A 17,292-nucleotide genomic window follows, 5' to 3' on the forward strand; every position below is an offset into this window, starting at 1 on the left:
CTTTTATTATACAATATAATCTCATAAGTTTTATAAAAATCTCATTATTAAATTTTTCCAGTTATTTTTAGTCATGATAGTCATGATCAAAAAATAAATTCCGCTTAAATTTTCAATCATACCTTAGACCATTATCGAATTAAATTTGGAGGCTATGACAATTACGTCGGTCATGTTTATAGCTCCATCGCTGTTAAGGTCATAAGCTGCTTTATATTTGCCATCTCCCGATACTGAACCAAATACTTGTGCCAAAAGTATAACATCCGCCATATTAATTGCCTTATCTCCGTTCAAATCCGCTGTTTTTGAACCAGGTGCAGTAGTTGGTGTCGGTTTTAATGAAGGTGTAGGTGTAGGTGTTGATGTTGGAGCTGCATTATCTATTAGTTTGATTGTGTCAAACACACTGGCATTTATCCATGCAACATTCTTATCTGTTCCAGGTATGTCAAAGGACCCTATAAAGCTTTCACGGGTCATTTGGTTGTCATTGTCAATATACGCAGCTCCAAAACCCATGATTTTGTCTTTGGTAAGTGTAACAGGTACATTCGTTGTACTTTTCTCATTGTATGTGTCATCAAATATCTTCATTTCTATCTCCCAGGTATAAACGTCTCCATTCTTTGTTCTCAAAACCTTAATATGATCATTGTAGAGACTTTGAGTTCCTGAGGTATTATTATCTATAACATCATAGTCCAGCTCAATATGGTATGCGAACGCATTATAATTGTTTTGATGGTTTCCTCCCGAACGGTTTTCATCAATGAATAATTCTACACAGTCATTGTCATAGTAATTTTTAAACTGGGTAGTATTAGGAGCAGAAAGCTTGTCATCAGTTATTTCAACCAAATAGTACAGCCTTTGCGGAGTCCATACAAGTTTGAAACGCCCGCTGAAATCACTGGGTGATGGAGTAGCTCCAAGCCATACATACTTAATATCTTTCCATTGTGCCTGCTGCCAGCAGCTTTCATTTCCTATACCATCAATAACCGGAGCCTGGGAGGCTTTTGGTGCACTGTAACCTACACTCGGATCATTTGTAGGAGTAGGAGCGGCTGATGGAGTAGTCGAAGGGTTTGATGTGCCGTTTGCTGTAAACTGGGCTGTTTTTGCTGTGCGGTTTAGGAAACGGTCATATGCTTCAACCGTCAATTGATGGCTTCCCGATAAACCTGTTATATCTACATTAATAGCATTCATACCAGTTGTTGAAGTAGGCTCGTATGGTTTTCCGTCAATATATACCAGTTCTTTGACTGTTTCACTATCTGTAGTCACCGAAATCTTAAGATTGTTGTTATCCGCTTGGATAGAGCCAATGTTTAACTGGGGTGCTGTTTTGTCGGTAATCTTAGTTACCCCCATGGTTGTAGTTCCTGCCAGATATTTTCTGACCTCATCTATCTTCTTACCTACAACATTAATGCATGTAGGATCAATATTACCCAATTTGCTTGTGTTAAGGTACCTGAGATAACCGATAGACTCAGGATCATAACCTACTGTAAGAGTTGCAATGCTATCAACAGCCACTGCATCTTTACCTGCTAGTATAAGTCTCATGTTCATCTGATTTCCGTTTGCACCTGATGCATTAAATGGGAAAGGTCCATTTTGGTACCCCTGGAGGCCATCCATGATAACAAGGTTAACCGGGCGGCATTTATAAAAATCATGAATCCATTTATGGAGGTCATCTGTATTATGATCCACCATATTATTTCTAGCAGGGTCATTTGCGGATTTTCCGTATATATTTCCCGGTGTTGCACCAATTCCTATATTCTTAATACCACCTGTGAAGCCGGCATTCCAATGGGTTTTCATTGTAGGAAGGCTAATAACAACATCAGCTTCCTTGTACTTGCGGTTAAGATAATACTGGTTATATAAAAGTCCATCAGGCAGATTTACAAGTGATACTCCTGTAGTCTTATCCTGCCATGTACCACTGTCTTTTTCTATAGGTAAAAATCCATCAACTCCAGGAATATTAGCTGTTGTATATTTATAATAGTTAAAGATAGAGGCGGTATCCGTAATGGCCCCTTCCATGACATAAACCTTGCCGCTGGGGTTTACGCTTCGTACAAGCTCCACTGCAGCTTTTGTTACACGCCAGTCGGTTGTTACACCATTTGCTTCGGTAGCGAGGCCGTTAGTTACTATAAGATTGGGTTTTAATACAACTGTGTCCCCATTCTTAACAACACTTCCTATTCCTCCAACTGCTGAAACTGCATCTGTAACCATCTGTTTTATTTCAGTATAATCTATTTGTTTAACATCTGCCTTAGCTGATTGCACTAACGCTACATCACTCTTAGACAGCTTTACGGGAGTAAAAGCCGCAGTTGTATTGCTTACCGGTATTATTTGAAAATTCCATAAAATAGCCGCTATAAAAGCAATTGCACCAGTTCCCATGACTATATACCGTGATGATTCAAACTTTTTATTCAGTTTCTTAAACACAAAGATGCCGCCCAAAATGCCTGTAAACCATATAACAAAGGAAGATGCTATAGGAAAAGCAGCCCTCTGACAAGGATAAGTCGCTCTGCTTGGTTTTGGTATTACACGTATAAAAAACCAAATAAGAGCTATTAGTCCCATAAAAGGAAATAGATACTTCTTAAAGCTAAACTTCTTTTTCTTAGCATTTTTACAAGCACAAGTCATTTCATTTGCTTCTTCTTTAAAATGTTTTGACATTTTTTCTCCCCCTAATTAAATTTTGTAAAGTTTTATTAAGTTTATTATATATTAAAAGCGTTAATAATCTTACATTTGGCGGAGCAAATAACGAACGGTTCAACGGGATTTGCGATAGACAAATGTAATAGATTAATCACTTTTAATATAGACTAATAACTTTAATATAGAATCGATAGAATACAGTGCAATAATGAATCAGCAAAAAGTTTTGTAATGTTTCTGACTAGAATATAACAAAACATATCTGGAATGATAATATCTGAAAACAACTTCTACATATATATCCATTTTTAACCTTATGAATTAATTATATCAGGAATATATATTTTTTCAACATAACATATTTTACTCGCCCAAACCATGTTCCACACAAGGTATATAATACTTATAATATAGTACAATAGCACTATGTCAAAATTTAATGGATGGGAGTATAATTATTATATATGCTTTATTTCATATATAGCACAAATTATTAAGGAGTGATTATATGTCAATATCAATGGCAGGTAAAGTCATGAATGGTCCCTATGATGCCATAAACACTCTGATGCTTAGAAAAGCCCTGATAAATGATTTATCTACGTCAAAAAATCTGATAGAAGGCATGACTGCAGCAAACAATAAAACTATAGAAAAATCTGCTGCACCACATCTCGGAAGTAAAATTGATGTACGGATTTAATCTTTGACAGAATCATAATCCTTCAAGCACAACTCTTTCAATACTGTTACTTCTTTGGTAGTATTATACTTACTTTAGTTCCTACTCCTTCAATGCTGTTGACAACTATTTTTCCATCATGCTTTTCAACAATTTCTTTAGTTATTGAAAGTCCCAGGCCGTTTCCTCCTATTTCTCTGGTTCTGGCCTTATCTACCCTGTAAAAGGGTTCAAATATTTTTTCCATTAAGTCTTTTGGTATCCCACACCCATTGTCCTCTATATCCAACCGGACATTTGAACCACATTCAAGCAGCCTAACATTTATTTCACTCTTTTGAGAATATTTTATAGCATTGTCCAGAACATTCACAATGGCTTGCTTAATTCTTACGGGATCTGCCATAATTTCACCCAAATGCGGCAGATCTGTTTTAATTCCAATACCAAACTTCTTGGCCTTTAGAGCCATCTGACCGACAGTATCTTTAACAAGCCCTGTTATATCTATGCTCCGTTTTTCTATTTCAAATTCAAACTTTTTAAGGCTCGATAAATCTATAAGATCATCTACCAACCTTTTAAGCCTTTCAGCAGAGCTCTCCAAATACCCTACCGATGTCTCAAATATCCTCTTATCTTCTCCCTTCTCCTTTAATAAATCTACATATCCCAATATGGTTGTCAAAGGTGTTTTAAGCTCATGAGAAACGTTGGTAATAAAATTTTTCTGCTTCTCCTGTAAACTTCTAAGCTCAGTTATATCATTTATAATTAGGACAACTCCATTCTTTAGTTCATCATGATTCAAAAGTGTAGCACAGACAAGGAGGTTTCTGCTTTCGGTATTTATCTCAACTACCTGCCTTTGTAAGCTTTTCCTGATCTTCTCTACAATACCCTCTACCCAATAATTTCCTTCTTCGGCAATTAAACTTCTGGCAATTGCATTGTCTGCAATTATTTCGTTAGTGCCGTTATAAGCCACTACACCCTCACCCATGCTTTCCAACACAGCACCAAGCTTGGCTTTTTCAAAATCAATGGAATTTATTTTATTTGCCACCTCATCCATCATGAGGTTAAAGGTGTTGGCCAAAACTCCCAGCTCATCCCTTGCTTGTGTATTAATTTTACTGGAATAATCCCCCTTGGAAATCTTAAGGGCAGAACGGTTTAAAACCTTAAGTGGCTTTGTTATTGTACCGGAAAGAAAGATGCTGACAACTAGTATGATGACTGTACCCGCCAAAAAGGCTATCAAAACTAATATGGATATATTCCTCTTGTTCTTTTCTATATCGGAAAGAGAATTTATAAACACTAAGCCGCCGATTATTTTACCTGAATGCATTACAGGAAATGCAAAAAACAGCTTAGTCTCCCCATCAATTTCTCTCTGGTTGTATGCCCTGTTGCCGCCATTTCTATATGCTTCTTCCAATTCCTGCAGATATGTTACTTTTTTATCTGAATTATCCGAATCAGCTAAAAGCTTTTTCTGAGATGAATAGATCATTACTCTAATACCTGATTCCTTTGACAGCCTTGATGCAAAGTCACCTGCCCTTAAATTGAATTCTCTTTCTGCATTATCGGTGCCAGAGTCCATTAATAGGCTCTGCTTGACTGTCCTGACAGATATCTCCGATTGATTTATAAGGCTGTTTATAAGCATTTCTCTGTTAACTCTGTCCACCCCCTCTATTAGAACCAAAGCTACTATTAGAAAAGTCAAAAAAAGGACAATAACATTCGTAAATAAAATTTTATATCTAAGTCCCAACCTCATTTAATCACCACTTTTACTATTGTCTTACCATTTTATAGCCTACCCCGAAAACAGTTTGAATTATGCTTGAGCTGCTGCCTGTACCTTCAATGCTTAATTTTTTTCTGAGTCTTTGAATATGTACATCAACCGTCCTGGTATCGCCGCAGTAATCATACCCCCATACCTTTTCCAGAAGCATATCCCTTGTAAAAACCTGCTCAAGATGATTTATGAGAAAATAAGCCAACTCATATTCCTTAGCAGACAGTTCTACTTCCGTCCCTGAAAGCATAACCTTTCTCAAGTCTGCAAACACCGTTAAAGGGCCGTTAGTTATATGTTTCCCCATATCTTCATTATTCTTCATTTCTTTTGAAACCCTTCTCAAAAGTGCCTTAACCCTGGCTGTTAGCTCCCGTGCATGGAAAGGCTTCGTTATGTAGTCATCTGCACCGAGTTCAAGACCTAAAACCTTATCAATAAGGTCTGTCTTTGCGGTCAGCATAATCACAGGTATGGCTCTCTCATATGTAACTTTTTTACATATATCATATCCATTAATTTTAGGGAGCATAATGTCGAGAATCAAAAGGTCCGGATTTAACAATTCAATACTTTTTAATGCTGCCTCGCCATCTCCAGCAGTACTGACCTCATAACCTTCAAGCTCAAGGTTAATTTTCACAAGATCACAGATGGAAGCCTCATCATCAACTACAAGAATTTTAGGTTTCATGACGCACCTGCCGTAATTTTAGTTTGGTATATATGAAATTATACCAGAATGAGAAATAATATAAAACCAAATGTTTTTGACACCCTTCCTACACCACAATTTCCTGGACATAAAAATCCAGTAGCCATAGGCCGTTATGCGACCTTCAGCTACTGGATTTGCTCCCTAAGTATTACTTAATTATGTATCTACACCTATGTTATGAGCTATTTCAAACGGAAGTACAAATGTCTTACTGAATACTCCAAACTACTGTCTTTAGTTATAACCAGATAGCTTTCCTTCCCTTTTGTCAAAGGTAAAATAATCTTACCCTCGCAAGTAAAGCTTTTTGCTTCACCAGCTTTAATTTTTCCCAAAAGGCCTTGACTGTCCTTGGTAACATTATCAGACACTTCATCAAGACTTCCGTCAAAACCGAAGTCAATGCCCCCTATAACGCCATCCCCTGAAGGTGTTTTTGAGCCCCATATACTTCTCCTGAATGCCGAACTAATATATGCATCACCAGAATTGATTTTTGCGTTTGACACTTTCTGTTCAACTGTTACCATAGCATAATCAAATTTTGCATCAGGCTTAACTCCAAGCTTTGTAATCTCCTCGAGTGTAACAGGCTCAACCTTTTTAACTGTATATGAATAGTTTGCCGATATTGTACTATTTATATATTTCTCCGTTGCTGACCATGAATAGGTTTCTCCCAACTTGATAGGATCTGATAGAGTTCCTGCATTTTTAGAAGTACTTGCAGGAGCCGGTGTACCTAAAACCGGTGTTGTTTCAGGTGCTTTGGTGGCACCTGGCTGAATTTGAACAGGTGTGTTATCCTTATCAGGTATACCTGAATTGCCGGATGTCAGCTTTATTGACTGAGTAGCATCTTCCCAATTGACTCCAAGCCCTACCAAATCCGCAATTGCCCTAAGAGGCAAATATGTTCTGCCGTTAATTATTACAGGCGATATCTTTGAACCGTCATTCTCTGTAAATGTTTTCAGCTGCCCGTCATAATAAACCTTAATACTGTCATTTGCCGTTGCATCAACTTTTCTTGTTGTGCTTACGCTCCAGACCATACCGGCTGCAATTACACTTGTAATCAATACAACAAGTGTGACAAGGGATACTTTTTTTAGTTTTCTCATACTTTTATCTCCTTCATAAATTATTATGTAAACTTAACTTACCAACGATAAAAATTATACCATAGTTACACAATTTATGTAAGCTGAGTAAAAGCCTAAATTAGCCCGTAATAGCTCAATAAAACAAAATCTCTTGGGATTTTGCACCCCTAATTGTTGTCCTGAGAAATTGTGATACCGAATATACCACAATTTCTCAGGACATTTACAAATTCCACAACTTAATCAGGCAGCTGTCTTTTATATTGCTCATTTGATATACGATCCATCTTATCGACAATGCCTTGGGTATCCACCTCGTTTGTATAAAATTCCTCGTAATCGTAATACCCTCCCATGTCCTGTGGACCATCGGATGTTCCATATTTGACCAGATCATTTAAATAATCCAGACCTTCATTCTCATCATCTTCTCTTTTATTAAGATATTTCCTTCCAAACGGTGCATCCCATACCAGCTCCTCATTAGGCCTTTCCATTTTCAATATTCCAAGAGTTACCGGCTTACTCTCTTCGCAATCTATACAAAGCCTTGCTGACGGAAGTGCCTCTAATCTTTCTTCGGTAATATCTTTTCCGCAAAACTCACACTTTCCGAATGATCCGTCCTCAATCCTTTTTAGTGCATCGTCTATATCTTTTAGCTCATGCTCCTCATGGACCCTTAAAGCATTATTGAACTGGACCTGAAAAAGCTCGGTAGCCATATCTGCAGGATGGTTATCATAATTTGAAAGCTCAGTAGGTGAATACTTATCCTGCTCTGCTGTTTTATTCTCTTTCATAATTTCAATGGTATGCTGTATCTCACTCTGCCTTTTTGCTAGCGTATTTTTTAGAGAATTTATTAATTGCTTATCCATTTATTTTTCCTCCTGCCCTTTTCATGTTTTCCTGTACAATATTGACTATATCAGTAACAAACTCTCCTATAAGCGGTAATTTCCATCTTACAACCATTTGAAGTACATATATCAAAAGAGCTCCTAGAAGGGTAAATCCTATTGCAATACCAAATCCCCTTGACAGCCCTCCAAGAAAATTTGCCCAGAGCATTTTTCTTGGGTTTTCCAGGTAATACACATAATCAACCAGCTTAAACTTTTCCATATTTAAAGAAATCTTATCCAGTTTTTTGTTTATAATATGAATCAACCTATTTTTTTCGTTCATAATAATCACCATAGCTAAAGTCACATAAAAGGCTGCCTGTAATTTTCTCCTTGGAAATCAGATAATCGCAGGTAAATATATCCTTCTGAAGTATAGCCTCCATATCCGAAACCTTAAGTCTTATTTGTTTAATAATTTCAGTATCGACAAGTCCTGCGTCATCCAAATCTATTTGTGTTAAAATTTCTCCTGTCATTCTGTACATGTCCTCAAGATCACTTTTTAGTTCCGTACTGACAATTATTGACATCCTTTCTCCTTCCATTTCCTAGACATTATAAAAATCCCTTGTAATTTTGTATTCTTGGTTGTGCCATGAAAAATTATAGCACAGAATACACTATAATTTTCCAAATATAATAAAAATCACTAAGAGTATTGAAACTTTCCGTTTTTATAATATAATATACCTAGATTTCAAATTAATATTTACTACGAGTGGAGGTTTAATATGGAATATAATGCTCAGATAGGAGTTTTTGGCGGTTCAGGTTTTTATTCATTTTTAGAAAACATAAAAGAAATCGACGTGGATACACCATACGGTAAACCAAGCGACAAAATTGCCATTGCAGAATTTGAAGGCAAAAAAATCGCTTTTCTTCCTAGACATGGTAAGAATCATCAGTATCCTCCACATATGATACCCTATAGAGCCAATTTGCATGCGATGCACCAGCTTGGCGTAAAAAATATAATTGCACCTACTGCTTCCGGCAGTCTGCAATCTCACATAAAACCAGGCGAATTTGTAATCTGTGATCAGTTTGTAGATAGGACATGGGGACGTAAGGATACATACTATGACGGTCCTGAAACCAAGCATATCAGTGCTGCTATGCCGTACTGCCCGGAGCTTCGGAAAATTGCCATAGATTCAGGCAAAAGCATGGATATTACCGTTCACGAGAGAGGAACAGTTGTTGTTATTCAAGGCCCCAGATTTTCAACTGTAGCTGAAAGCCGATGGTTTAGTAAGATGGGCTGGGAAGTTATTAATATGACCCAATATCCTGAGTGTTACTTGGCAAGGGAACTTGGTATTTGTTATGCAAATATAGCCCTTATTACGGATTTTGATGCAGGCCTTGAGGGAAATGATGACATTAAGGCTGTTACTGAAGAAGAGGTTTTGAGGGTTTTTGAAGAAAACAACGAAAAAGTTAAGAAAATGCTTTTTGAAATAATAAGAAGAATAGATTTAGACCGTAATAAAGGCTGCTCTTGCAAAACATGATATCTATCATGAACAAAATCTCGGAGTTATTTTGAGAATTGCTTTACACAATATTTAATAAAAGGAGCTTTATATGAGGCCATTAGAATTTAAAGACGGGGTTTTAAAACTTATTGATCAAACAAAGCTTCCTCATCAAAAAGTTTATGTAGAATGCACAACTTACATAGAAGTTGCTGAAGCCATAAAAAATATGATAGTGAGGGGTGCACCAGCCATAGGTGTTACTGCTGCTTATGGCATTGTTATTGGAGCCCTGTCAATAAATGCATCTTCAAAGGATGAATTCATACATAGGCTTGAAGAAATCTGCAATATAATGCGTAATACCCGCCCTACAGCAGTAAACCTTTTTTGGGCCGTAGACAGAGTTTATAAAACCGCACTTTCCAATATGGACAAGCCTTTGGATGAGGTTAAGAAATTCTTGCTTAATGAGGCTTTAATGATGGACTCTGAAGATGTCCAAGCCAATAAAGCTATAGGAAAGAACGGCCTTAGCCTTATAAAGGATAATTTTACAATACTTACCCACTGTAATGCGGGTGCTCTGGCAACATGCGACTACGGTACTGCTCTTGGAGTTATCCGAGCAGCCCATGAAGGTGGCAAAAAGATAAATGTATATGCCGACGAAACAAGACCCTACCTTCAGGGGGCCAGGCTAACCGCATGGGAGCTTTCTCAGGAAGGTATACCTCTAACACTGATATGCGATAACATGGCAGGTCATTTCATGAAATCGGGCATTATAGACTGCGTTATTGTTGGTGCAGACAGAATCGCATTAAACGGCGATACTGCCAATAAAATCGGTACTTATTCGGTAGCAGTATTAGCACATGAAAACAATATACCGTTTTATGTAGCAGCTCCAGTATCAACAATAGACTTTTCAATAGAGTCGGGTAATAGTATCCCTATAGAAGAGAGATCATCCAAGGAAGTTACCGAGATTATGGGCATTCAAATAGCTCCTGCCAATATTAAGGTTGCAAATCCATCATTCGATGTGACTCCAAATAAGTATATAAGTGCTATAATAACTGAAAAAGGAATCATTTATCCACCATTTATAGATAATTTAAATGCATTAAAAGAGCAAAACCGCTAATGGGTTTTGCTCTTTTCCATTATACCAAGGGAGCCCTCTAGTATTGCAGCTGCCTCAGCCCTTGTAACATTCCTGTACGGCATAAACGAATTATTCTGATATCCTTTGACTATTCCTAATGAAACAGCTGTAATGATGCTACTTTTGGACCATTGTGGAATTGTACCCGAATCAATAAATGTTATATCTGAGCCTTGCTTATATTGGAAACCAAATGCCCTTACAACCATTGTCACAATTTCATTTCTTGATACCTTCTGCATAGGTCTGAACGAGTTATCACTGTACCCTTTTATTATACCTTTTTCAACTGCTCTTTGAATATATCCATATGCCCATGAAGGCAATTTACTGTCATCCTTAAACCTGTACTTTGTTTCGCTTAAAGGCTTTAGGCTAAGTGCCTTCACCAATATAACAGTAACCTCGGCCCTGGTCATTTCCATCTGGGGTCTCATAGTATTGTCCGGATAGCCTGACAAAATTCCCATCTTACAGAGCCTCAGCAGGCTATTCTCTGCCCAATGTCCGGAAATATCCTTGAAATTCGACACAGCGGGCTTGGTTTCCTCCTTGCTTTCAACCATAGTCGGTTTCGGAGTGGGCACTGGGGTATTGGGTAAAGGTGTAACCGTAACACTTGGTGTACCTGTGGTATCATCCCTCGATCTGCTATCGGCAATTATAACAGGGTTTGCTATTTTTGCTGTTTGCTGTGGTTGTGGCGTTTCCTTGGAAGGACTTGTCTGGCTTGGCCTGGGCGTAACCGTCGGCGGACTTTTGGTAAAGTCCATTTCAATTAGATTATCAATTATTTTGGCGTCAATTACATTAAAATCCTGCGATTTGTTTCCTTTAAGGTATAAATATTTCAAGCTTGTCATATTGTTCAAGAAGCTAAAATCACTGATTTCATTGTTGTCAAGCCATAAAACTTCAATACTTGCCATTTCCGTTAAGCTCTGTACATCTGTTATTTGGTTATTACTCAAATATAATTCCCTTAGTTTGCCAAAAGTTCTTAAAAACCACAGCGGATTAGCATCACCTATTTTATTGAAACGAAGATCAAGTTTCTCTAATTCAGTCAGGTTTCTCAAAGGATATATATTTTTTATCATATTTTTATTTAAGTATAACTCCTTCAATTTAGTCATATATCCAATAGGCGTTATATCTTCAATCCTTTGTTCTTCCAATTTAAGCTCTGTAAGCTCATAGAAGTTCTGGATTCCTTGAAGACTTTCAATCATACCAAATTTATTAGTGTTATTTATTTCACATAATTTATTTATCTCACATATATCTATTCTTTTTACTGATTTTATTTCATCAAGGTAAATAACAGTTCCAGGTTCTTTTTCAAGTACAGCCTCTCTGATTATCTTGGCCAGATTCTCATCAGGAAAAAATATGGGTTTCCTAGACGGTATGGGTGTACAAGTGGGATTAGTAGTGTTCGATGGAATAATTATTGCAGTTGGAGTTGGGGTTGGAGTATTTGTTGCAGTATTATTTGGTGTATATGTTGCAGATATGGGAGTTGGGGTTGGAGTATTTGTTGGAGTATTATAGGGTGTATGTGTTGCGGATATGGGCGTCGGGGTAGGTGTAATAATTGGTGTTATGCCCGGCCTCGTAGGTGTTGCATATGGTATGGTAGGTGTAGGTGTTGATGGCAATGTTGTGGATGTTACGCATATTGGAGTAGGAGTTGGTGTAGCCTGGGTTGATGGAAACGGCGTTGATGTTGCCTTTGGCGTTGGAGTGACCATTGGCGTTGGAGTTACCATTTGAATATCTGTATCCTTTAAATTCGGAAAATAGTCTCTGTTTAAAGGAAAGAACGACTTATTATCCTCAACATATAGCGTAATCAAACTGTTAGACAAAGATGTTAAAGGTGCCAAATAATATATATCATTACTATTTATAATTAAAGTTTGAAGCCTTTTACAATTAGAAACACTAGTAACTAATGATACTTTATTATCATTTAACACCAGGCCTTCTAAATTAACCAATTTTTCAACAAACGATATATCCTCTATTTCATTATAGCTAAGGTTTAAATGCTTTAATGTCGTAATATTTGCCAAAGAAGCTGCATCTTGCAACCTGTTATTGCTTAACTCAAGAAACTCCAACTGGGTAAGATCTTCAAACCCCGAAATGTCTGAGATTTCATTGTTGGACATTTGAAGATAAACAAGTTTATTAAGGTACTTTATTTTAGATACATCCTCAATTCTGTTTCCGTTCAAAAAAAGGGATTTAAGCTCTGATAAATTCTCTATACCATTTAAATTGGCTATATTCATTCCGTCAGCACATAATTCTTTAATTTCCTTAAGCTCATCGATATTAACTTTATCTTTAGGGCCTTTATTTAAAGCCTCTCTGACAACTTTATCAAGGTTATCGTCCTCAAACCTAAAATCCTCGATTTCTGTCGATTCAGCATAGGAAGTATTGCTCGAATCAAAATTGGTCCCATTAAAATTAACCGATCCGAAATTTGAAATAATTAGAAAGACTAAAATCCCACAAATAACCTTCTTAAATCCAGCCATATCCAATTCCCCACATAAAATAATTTAAAATGTAAAATAATAATAATTTTTATATAGTTTACATATTTCAATAATACATTAAAATTTAAATTTATACAAGATAGGTAATAATCCCCTAGACATAAAAAAATACTTCACATAATCCCGGATTTATCAATAAAACATATATCCGAAAAGTGAAGTATCTTTTAACTGTTTTAATTATCAAATCAATATTGTAAAGAGCTGATTGCCTTTTTAATAAGAGCCTCATCCTCAACAACACACTGAATTACCTCGCCAATGGCTTTAGCCAATACAAAGGTTATCTTGTTGTCCTTTACCTTTTTGTCAAAAAACATTCTCTCATAAACCTCATCAACATCTATTTGATCAAGTTTCACAGGCAAGCCTATTTTCTTCAGAGTATCAACAACTCTTTGGACTTCATTTCTCTCAATCAGTTCCATATCGCAAGCCATATTTAAAGCTGCAACCATACCTAAAGACACACACTCACCATGTAAATACTTAAACTCGTATACACTTTCAATGGCATGGCCTATAGTATGGCCGAAATTGAGTATTGCTCGCAGTCCGCTTTCCGTTTCATCCTGTTCAACTACAGCACCTTTTATTGTGCAATTAACTTTAGCCAGATATTGAAGAACATCTTCATCAAAGTTAAAAATTTTGCTAACATTATAGTCTATAAAATCAAAATAATCCGAGTCTCTAATAACGCCGTGCTTTACTATCTCAGCCATTCCTGCCTGCATTTCACGGGCAGGGAGCGTCTTTAGGGTATTGACATTTAAGTACACAAACTTGGGTTGATAAAAAGCACCTATTATGTTTTTCTTTCCTTCAAAATCAACTCCTACTTTTCCTCCTACACTGCTGTCAGCTTGTGCCAGCAGCGATGTTGGGATCTGTACAAAGCTGACTCCTCTTAGAAATGTAGCTGCGACAAAACCTGTAATATCTCCCACCACACCGCCGCCAAGAGCCAAGAGTACTGAATTTCTGTCAAACTTATTGTCTATCAGGAACTTATAGATATCCCTGATAGTATCAAGATTTTTACTCTTCTCACCGGCTTCGATAATATACTTGTATACCTTAAGCCCGCTGGATTCCAATGCCTCTATACACTCGTTCCCTTGAGCTTTGTCAACATTGTTGTCTGTTATAAGTGCCAGCTTTCCGTTTACTTTTGTCAAGGCAATGCTTTTTGCCAGACTGCTGTAATCAGTTGTTATATAAATAGGATAGCTTCTATCCCCTAGGTCAATATTAACTTTAATCAATCCTGTCACCTTCTTTTATGTTTAGGTATTAAAGCACTGAACAACATCTTTCGCAAAGGGTCGGGTGATTCTCGTCTTTACCGACGCTTACACTTTGCATCCAGCATCTTTCACATTTTTCACCTTCTGCCGGAACAACCATTACCCATATTCCATCCATATACTCTCCCTTTAGTGCATTGGCTGGAACATCATTTGCTTTATTAAGCTCAAACCCTGATGTAATAAATATGGTGGCTAGCTGATCATCAATCTCTTTTATAAATCCGTAGGCTTTTTCATCTGCATATACTACAATCTTTGCATTTAGTGAAAGCCCGATGGTTTTATCCGCCCTGGCAATCTCAAGAGCTTTAGATACATCGGATCTAAGATCTAGTATTCTACTCCACTTTTCTTCAAGCTTGCTGTCAAGATACTTCTCATTGAGCACAGGCCAACTGTTTAACTGTATACTTTCTGCATCATCGGTGGCTTTATGCGGAAGGTAATGCCATATTTCCTCTGATGTAAATGCCAACACAGGAGCAAGCATTCTTACCAAAGAATCCAATATCTCATACATTACACTTTGAGCAGCTTTTCTTTCCTTGCTATCTGCTTTGGATGTATAAAGTCTGTCTTTTATTATATCAAGGTAGAAATTACTCATATCAACAACACAGAAGTTATGGATAGCATGGAACATCATATGGAACTCATAGGAACCATAAGCCTCATCAACTTTCTTTATAAGCTGCGAAAGCTTCATAAGTGCCCATCTGTCCAACTCTTCCAATTCTTCATACTTCACCATGTCTTTATCAGGGTTGAAGTCATTTATGTTTCCAAGTATATACCTGCTGGTATTTCTTATTTTTCTATAAACCTCAGAAAGCTGTTTTAGTAGCTCTTTTGAAATCCTTATGTCGGTCTTATAATCTGAAGACGCAACCCAGAGCCTTAAGATATCCGCTCCATATTCCTTTATAACATCCTCAGGATCTATACCGTTTCCTAATGATTTGGACATTTTCCTTCCCTGTCCGTCAACAACATAGCCATGGGTAAGAACTGTCTTAAATGGTGCTTCTCCCCTTGTAGCAACAGATGTCAGAAGTGATGACTGGAACCAGCCTCTGTGTTGATCGCTTCCCTCAAGATACATATCTGCAGGCCATCTTAAATCATCTCTTGTTTCAAGGACCGCTGCATGGCTTGAACCGGAATCAAACCACACATCCATTATATCGTTTTCTTTTTCAAATTCAGAACAACCGCATGTACATTTGGTTCCTCCAGGAAGAATATCTTTCGGATCCACTTCGTACCAAGAGTCCGATCCCTTTTCTCTAAAAAGTGAAGCAACTGCAGCGATTGAAGCATCGTTTATAAGCTCCAATCCACATTCCTTACAGTAGAAGATCGGTATGGGAACACCCCAGATCCTCTGTCTGGAAATACACCAGTCACCTCTATCCCTGACCATGTTGGTTATTCTCTCTTCGCCCCATTCAGGAATCCATCTTACTCCCTTTATCTTTTCCAATGCTTCATTTCTGAAGCCTTCCACTGAAGCAAACCACTGCTCTGTTGCCCTGAATATTATAGGGTCCTTACATCTCCAGCAGTGCGGATACTGATGGTCAATTTTCTCTGATGCAAGAAGAAGGTCGGTGCTTTTAAGCTCTTCAATGATTGCTCCGTTGGCTTTTGCATAGTAGAGGCCTTTAAACTTACCTGCCTCTGCTGTCAGATGGCCCTTGTCATCAACAGGTACTATAACAGGTATCTTATACTTCTGACATACCTGGAAGTCTTCTGCACCATGTCCAGGTGCCGTATGAACGCAGCCTGTACCGGCTTCGAGGGTAACATGATCCCCCAATATAACAATTGAGTTCCTGTCTAGGAAAGGATGTGCACACAATATCCCTTCCAGGTCGCTTCCGCTTAGTCTTGCAGTTATTTCATAATTTTCTATGCCCGCTGCCTTCATTACACTTTCAGTCAGCTCTACAGCCACCACATAATACTCGTTACCCACCTTAACAAGGCCATATTCAAAGTCCGCGTTTAAGCAGATGGCAAGGTTGCCCGGCAGGGTCCATGTTGTAGTTGTCCATATAACAAAGTATACATTTTCAGTGGTTCCTATGGCATTTTTTATAACACCTTTATCATCCTTCACAGGAAATTTAACATATATTGAAACAGTTGTATCCTCTGCATACTCGATTTCAGCTTCAGCCAATGCAGTTTCACAGTCAGGGCACCAATAAACCGGTCTTAATCCCTTATAAATATATCCCTTCTTGGCCATTTCACCAAAAACCTCTATCTGTTTGGCTTCAAACTCAGGATTTAATGTAACATAAGGGTTTTCCCAATCTGCTCTTACTCCAAGTCTTTTAAATGCATTTCTCTGTAAATCCAGATACTTTAAGGCAAATCCCTTGCAAGCCTGCCTGAATTTAACCGGTCCAACCTCATGCCTCTTAAGACCAAGTTCCTTAATGGCTCTCTGCTCTATAGGAAGTCCATGTGTATCCCAACCTGGAACAAATGGTGTCTCGTAGCCTGCCATGCTATAGTACTTTACAACTATATCTTTTAGTATCTTGTTTAATGATGTACCTAGATGTATTCCACCATTTGCATAAGGAGGCCCGTCATGAAGAATAAACTTTGGCTTTCCTGCATTTTTTTTCAACTGCTTATTATAAATATCCATCTCTTCCCACTTTTTTAACATATCAGGTTCTTTTTGGGGAAGATTTGCCCTCATAGGAAACTCTGTTTGCGGTAGATTAAGTGTTTTTCCATAGTCAACTGACATACTAACTCTCCTCCATATATTGTAAAATGATGA

At 37.5% G+C, this 17,292-nt stretch carries 13 protein-coding genes; 3 read left to right on the forward strand and 10 right to left on the reverse strand.

The genetic code is table 11. From position 1 onward, the window contains the following. Nucleotides 1-123 precede the first annotated feature (123 nt). Nucleotides 124-2,730: a sugar-binding protein gene (locus tag VIO64_RS11895; RefSeq protein ID WP_331918424.1), complete on the reverse strand. Its 2,607-nt coding sequence runs from the start codon at nt 2,728-2,730 to the stop codon at nt 124-126. Nucleotides 2,731-3,223: 493 nt separating this feature from the next. Between VIO64_RS11895 and VIO64_RS11900 the strand changes: the two genes are divergently transcribed. After that, nucleotides 3,224-3,418: a putative motility protein gene (locus VIO64_RS11900; RefSeq protein ID WP_331918426.1), complete on the forward strand. Its 195-nt coding sequence runs from the start codon at nt 3,224-3,226 to the stop codon at nt 3,416-3,418. A gap of 46 nt (nt 3,419-3,464) precedes the next feature. Here VIO64_RS11900 and VIO64_RS11905 read toward each other — a convergent pair whose 3' ends face one another. The 6 genes from VIO64_RS11905 to VIO64_RS11930 all read right to left on the reverse strand — a co-directional run bounded on the left by VIO64_RS11905 (nt 3,465) and on the right by VIO64_RS11930 (nt 8,478). Next, nucleotides 3,465-5,189 (reverse strand): sensor histidine kinase, encoded by a 1,725-nt coding sequence (locus VIO64_RS11905; protein WP_331918428.1) that lies wholly within the window; start codon nt 5,187-5,189, stop codon nt 3,465-3,467. Between the two features lie 16 nt (nt 5,190-5,205). Further along, the gene (locus VIO64_RS11910; protein WP_331918430.1) at nt 5,206-5,907 is read right to left on the reverse strand and encodes a response regulator transcription factor; all 702 of its coding nucleotides are present in this window, start codon (nt 5,905-5,907) and stop codon (nt 5,206-5,208) included. A gap of 206 nt (nt 5,908-6,113) precedes the next feature. Further along, nucleotides 6,114-7,055 (reverse strand): stalk domain-containing protein, encoded by a 942-nt coding sequence (locus VIO64_RS11915; protein WP_331918432.1) that lies wholly within the window; start codon nt 7,053-7,055, stop codon nt 6,114-6,116. Between the two features lie 221 nt (nt 7,056-7,276). Next, nucleotides 7,277-7,918 carry a TraR/DksA C4-type zinc finger protein gene (locus tag VIO64_RS11920; protein WP_331918434.1) on the reverse strand — a complete coding sequence of 214 codons (642 nt, stop codon included), beginning with the start codon at nt 7,916-7,918 and terminating at the stop codon, nt 7,277-7,279. Next, nucleotides 7,911-8,228 (reverse strand): DUF5665 domain-containing protein, encoded by a 318-nt coding sequence (locus tag VIO64_RS11925; RefSeq protein WP_331918436.1) that lies wholly within the window; start codon nt 8,226-8,228, stop codon nt 7,911-7,913. Before VIO64_RS11925 ends, VIO64_RS11920 begins: the two co-directional genes overlap by 8 nt. After that, on the reverse strand, nt 8,212-8,478 hold the full coding sequence (locus VIO64_RS11930; RefSeq protein WP_331918438.1) for a hypothetical protein: 267 nt from the start codon (nt 8,476-8,478) through the stop codon (nt 8,212-8,214). The genes VIO64_RS11925 and VIO64_RS11930 overlap by 17 nt, the downstream gene beginning before the upstream one ends. Nucleotides 8,479-8,679: 201 nt before the next feature. Here VIO64_RS11930 and VIO64_RS11935 point away from each other — a divergent pair, with 201 nt between their 5' ends. Both VIO64_RS11935 and mtnA read left to right on the forward strand, forming a co-directional pair. After that, nucleotides 8,680-9,465: an S-methyl-5'-thioadenosine phosphorylase gene (locus VIO64_RS11935; RefSeq protein WP_331918440.1), complete on the forward strand. Its 786-nt coding sequence runs from the start codon at nt 8,680-8,682 to the stop codon at nt 9,463-9,465. 73 nt (nt 9,466-9,538) lie between these two features. Further along, nucleotides 9,539-10,579, forward strand: a complete 1,041-nt coding sequence (mtnA, locus tag VIO64_RS11940; protein WP_331918442.1) for an S-methyl-5-thioribose-1-phosphate isomerase — start codon at nt 9,539-9,541, stop codon at nt 10,577-10,579. Here mtnA and VIO64_RS11945 read toward each other — a convergent pair. From VIO64_RS11945 to ileS, 3 genes are all read right to left on the reverse strand, one after another. Continuing rightward, nucleotides 10,576-13,152 (reverse strand): leucine-rich repeat domain-containing protein, encoded by a 2,577-nt coding sequence (locus VIO64_RS11945; protein ID WP_331918444.1) that lies wholly within the window; start codon nt 13,150-13,152, stop codon nt 10,576-10,578. The two genes, mtnA and VIO64_RS11945, sit on opposite strands and share 4 nt — an antisense overlap. Nucleotides 13,153-13,361: 209 nt before the next feature. Further along, a complete protein-coding gene (gene aroB / locus VIO64_RS11950; protein ID WP_331918446.1) occupies nt 13,362-14,441 on the reverse strand; it encodes a 3-dehydroquinate synthase in 1,080 nt (359 codons plus the stop codon). A gap of 28 nt (nt 14,442-14,469) precedes the next feature. Next, entirely contained in the window at nt 14,470-17,259 is a 2,790-nt protein-coding gene (gene ileS / locus VIO64_RS11955; RefSeq protein ID WP_331918448.1) for an isoleucine--tRNA ligase, read from the reverse strand. Nucleotides 17,260-17,292: the final 33 nt, after the last annotated feature.

It is taken from the genome of Pseudobacteroides sp., from assembly GCF_036567765.1.
In the GTDB taxonomy this organism is placed as follows: domain Bacteria; phylum Bacillota; class Clostridia; order Acetivibrionales; family DSM-2933; genus Pseudobacteroides.

What these genes read in the sequence shown, in the direction of transcription:
- VIO64_RS11895 (WP_331918424.1), bottom strand. Translation starts at nt 2,730, where the DNA reads ATGTCAAAACATTTTAAAGAAGAAGCAAATGAAATGACTTGTGCTTGT.
- VIO64_RS11900 (WP_331918426.1), top strand. Translation starts at nt 3,224, where the DNA reads ATGTCAATATCAATGGCAGGTAAAGTCATGAATGGTCCCTATGATGCC.
- VIO64_RS11905 (WP_331918428.1), bottom strand. Translation starts at nt 5,189, where the DNA reads ATGAGGTTGGGACTTAGATATAAAATTTTATTTACGAATGTTATTGTC.
- VIO64_RS11910 (WP_331918430.1), bottom strand. Translation starts at nt 5,907, where the DNA reads ATGAAACCTAAAATTCTTGTAGTTGATGATGAGGCTTCCATCTGTGAT.
- VIO64_RS11915 (WP_331918432.1), bottom strand. Translation starts at nt 7,055, where the DNA reads ATGAGAAAACTAAAAAAAGTATCCCTTGTCACACTTGTTGTATTGATT.
- VIO64_RS11920 (WP_331918434.1), bottom strand. Translation starts at nt 7,918, where the DNA reads ATGGATAAGCAATTAATAAATTCTCTAAAAAATACGCTAGCAAAAAGG.
- VIO64_RS11925 (WP_331918436.1), bottom strand. Translation starts at nt 8,228, where the DNA reads ATGAACGAAAAAAATAGGTTGATTCATATTATAAACAAAAAACTGGAT.
- VIO64_RS11930 (WP_331918438.1), bottom strand. Translation starts at nt 8,478, where the DNA reads ATGTCAATAATTGTCAGTACGGAACTAAAAAGTGATCTTGAGGACATG.
- VIO64_RS11935 (WP_331918440.1), top strand. Translation starts at nt 8,680, where the DNA reads ATGGAATATAATGCTCAGATAGGAGTTTTTGGCGGTTCAGGTTTTTAT.
- mtnA (WP_331918442.1), top strand. Translation starts at nt 9,539, where the DNA reads ATGAGGCCATTAGAATTTAAAGACGGGGTTTTAAAACTTATTGATCAA.
- VIO64_RS11945 (WP_331918444.1), bottom strand. Translation starts at nt 13,152, where the DNA reads ATGGCTGGATTTAAGAAGGTTATTTGTGGGATTTTAGTCTTTCTAATT.
- ileS (WP_331918448.1), bottom strand. Translation starts at nt 17,259, where the DNA reads ATGTCAGTTGACTATGGAAAAACACTTAATCTACCGCAAACAGAGTTT.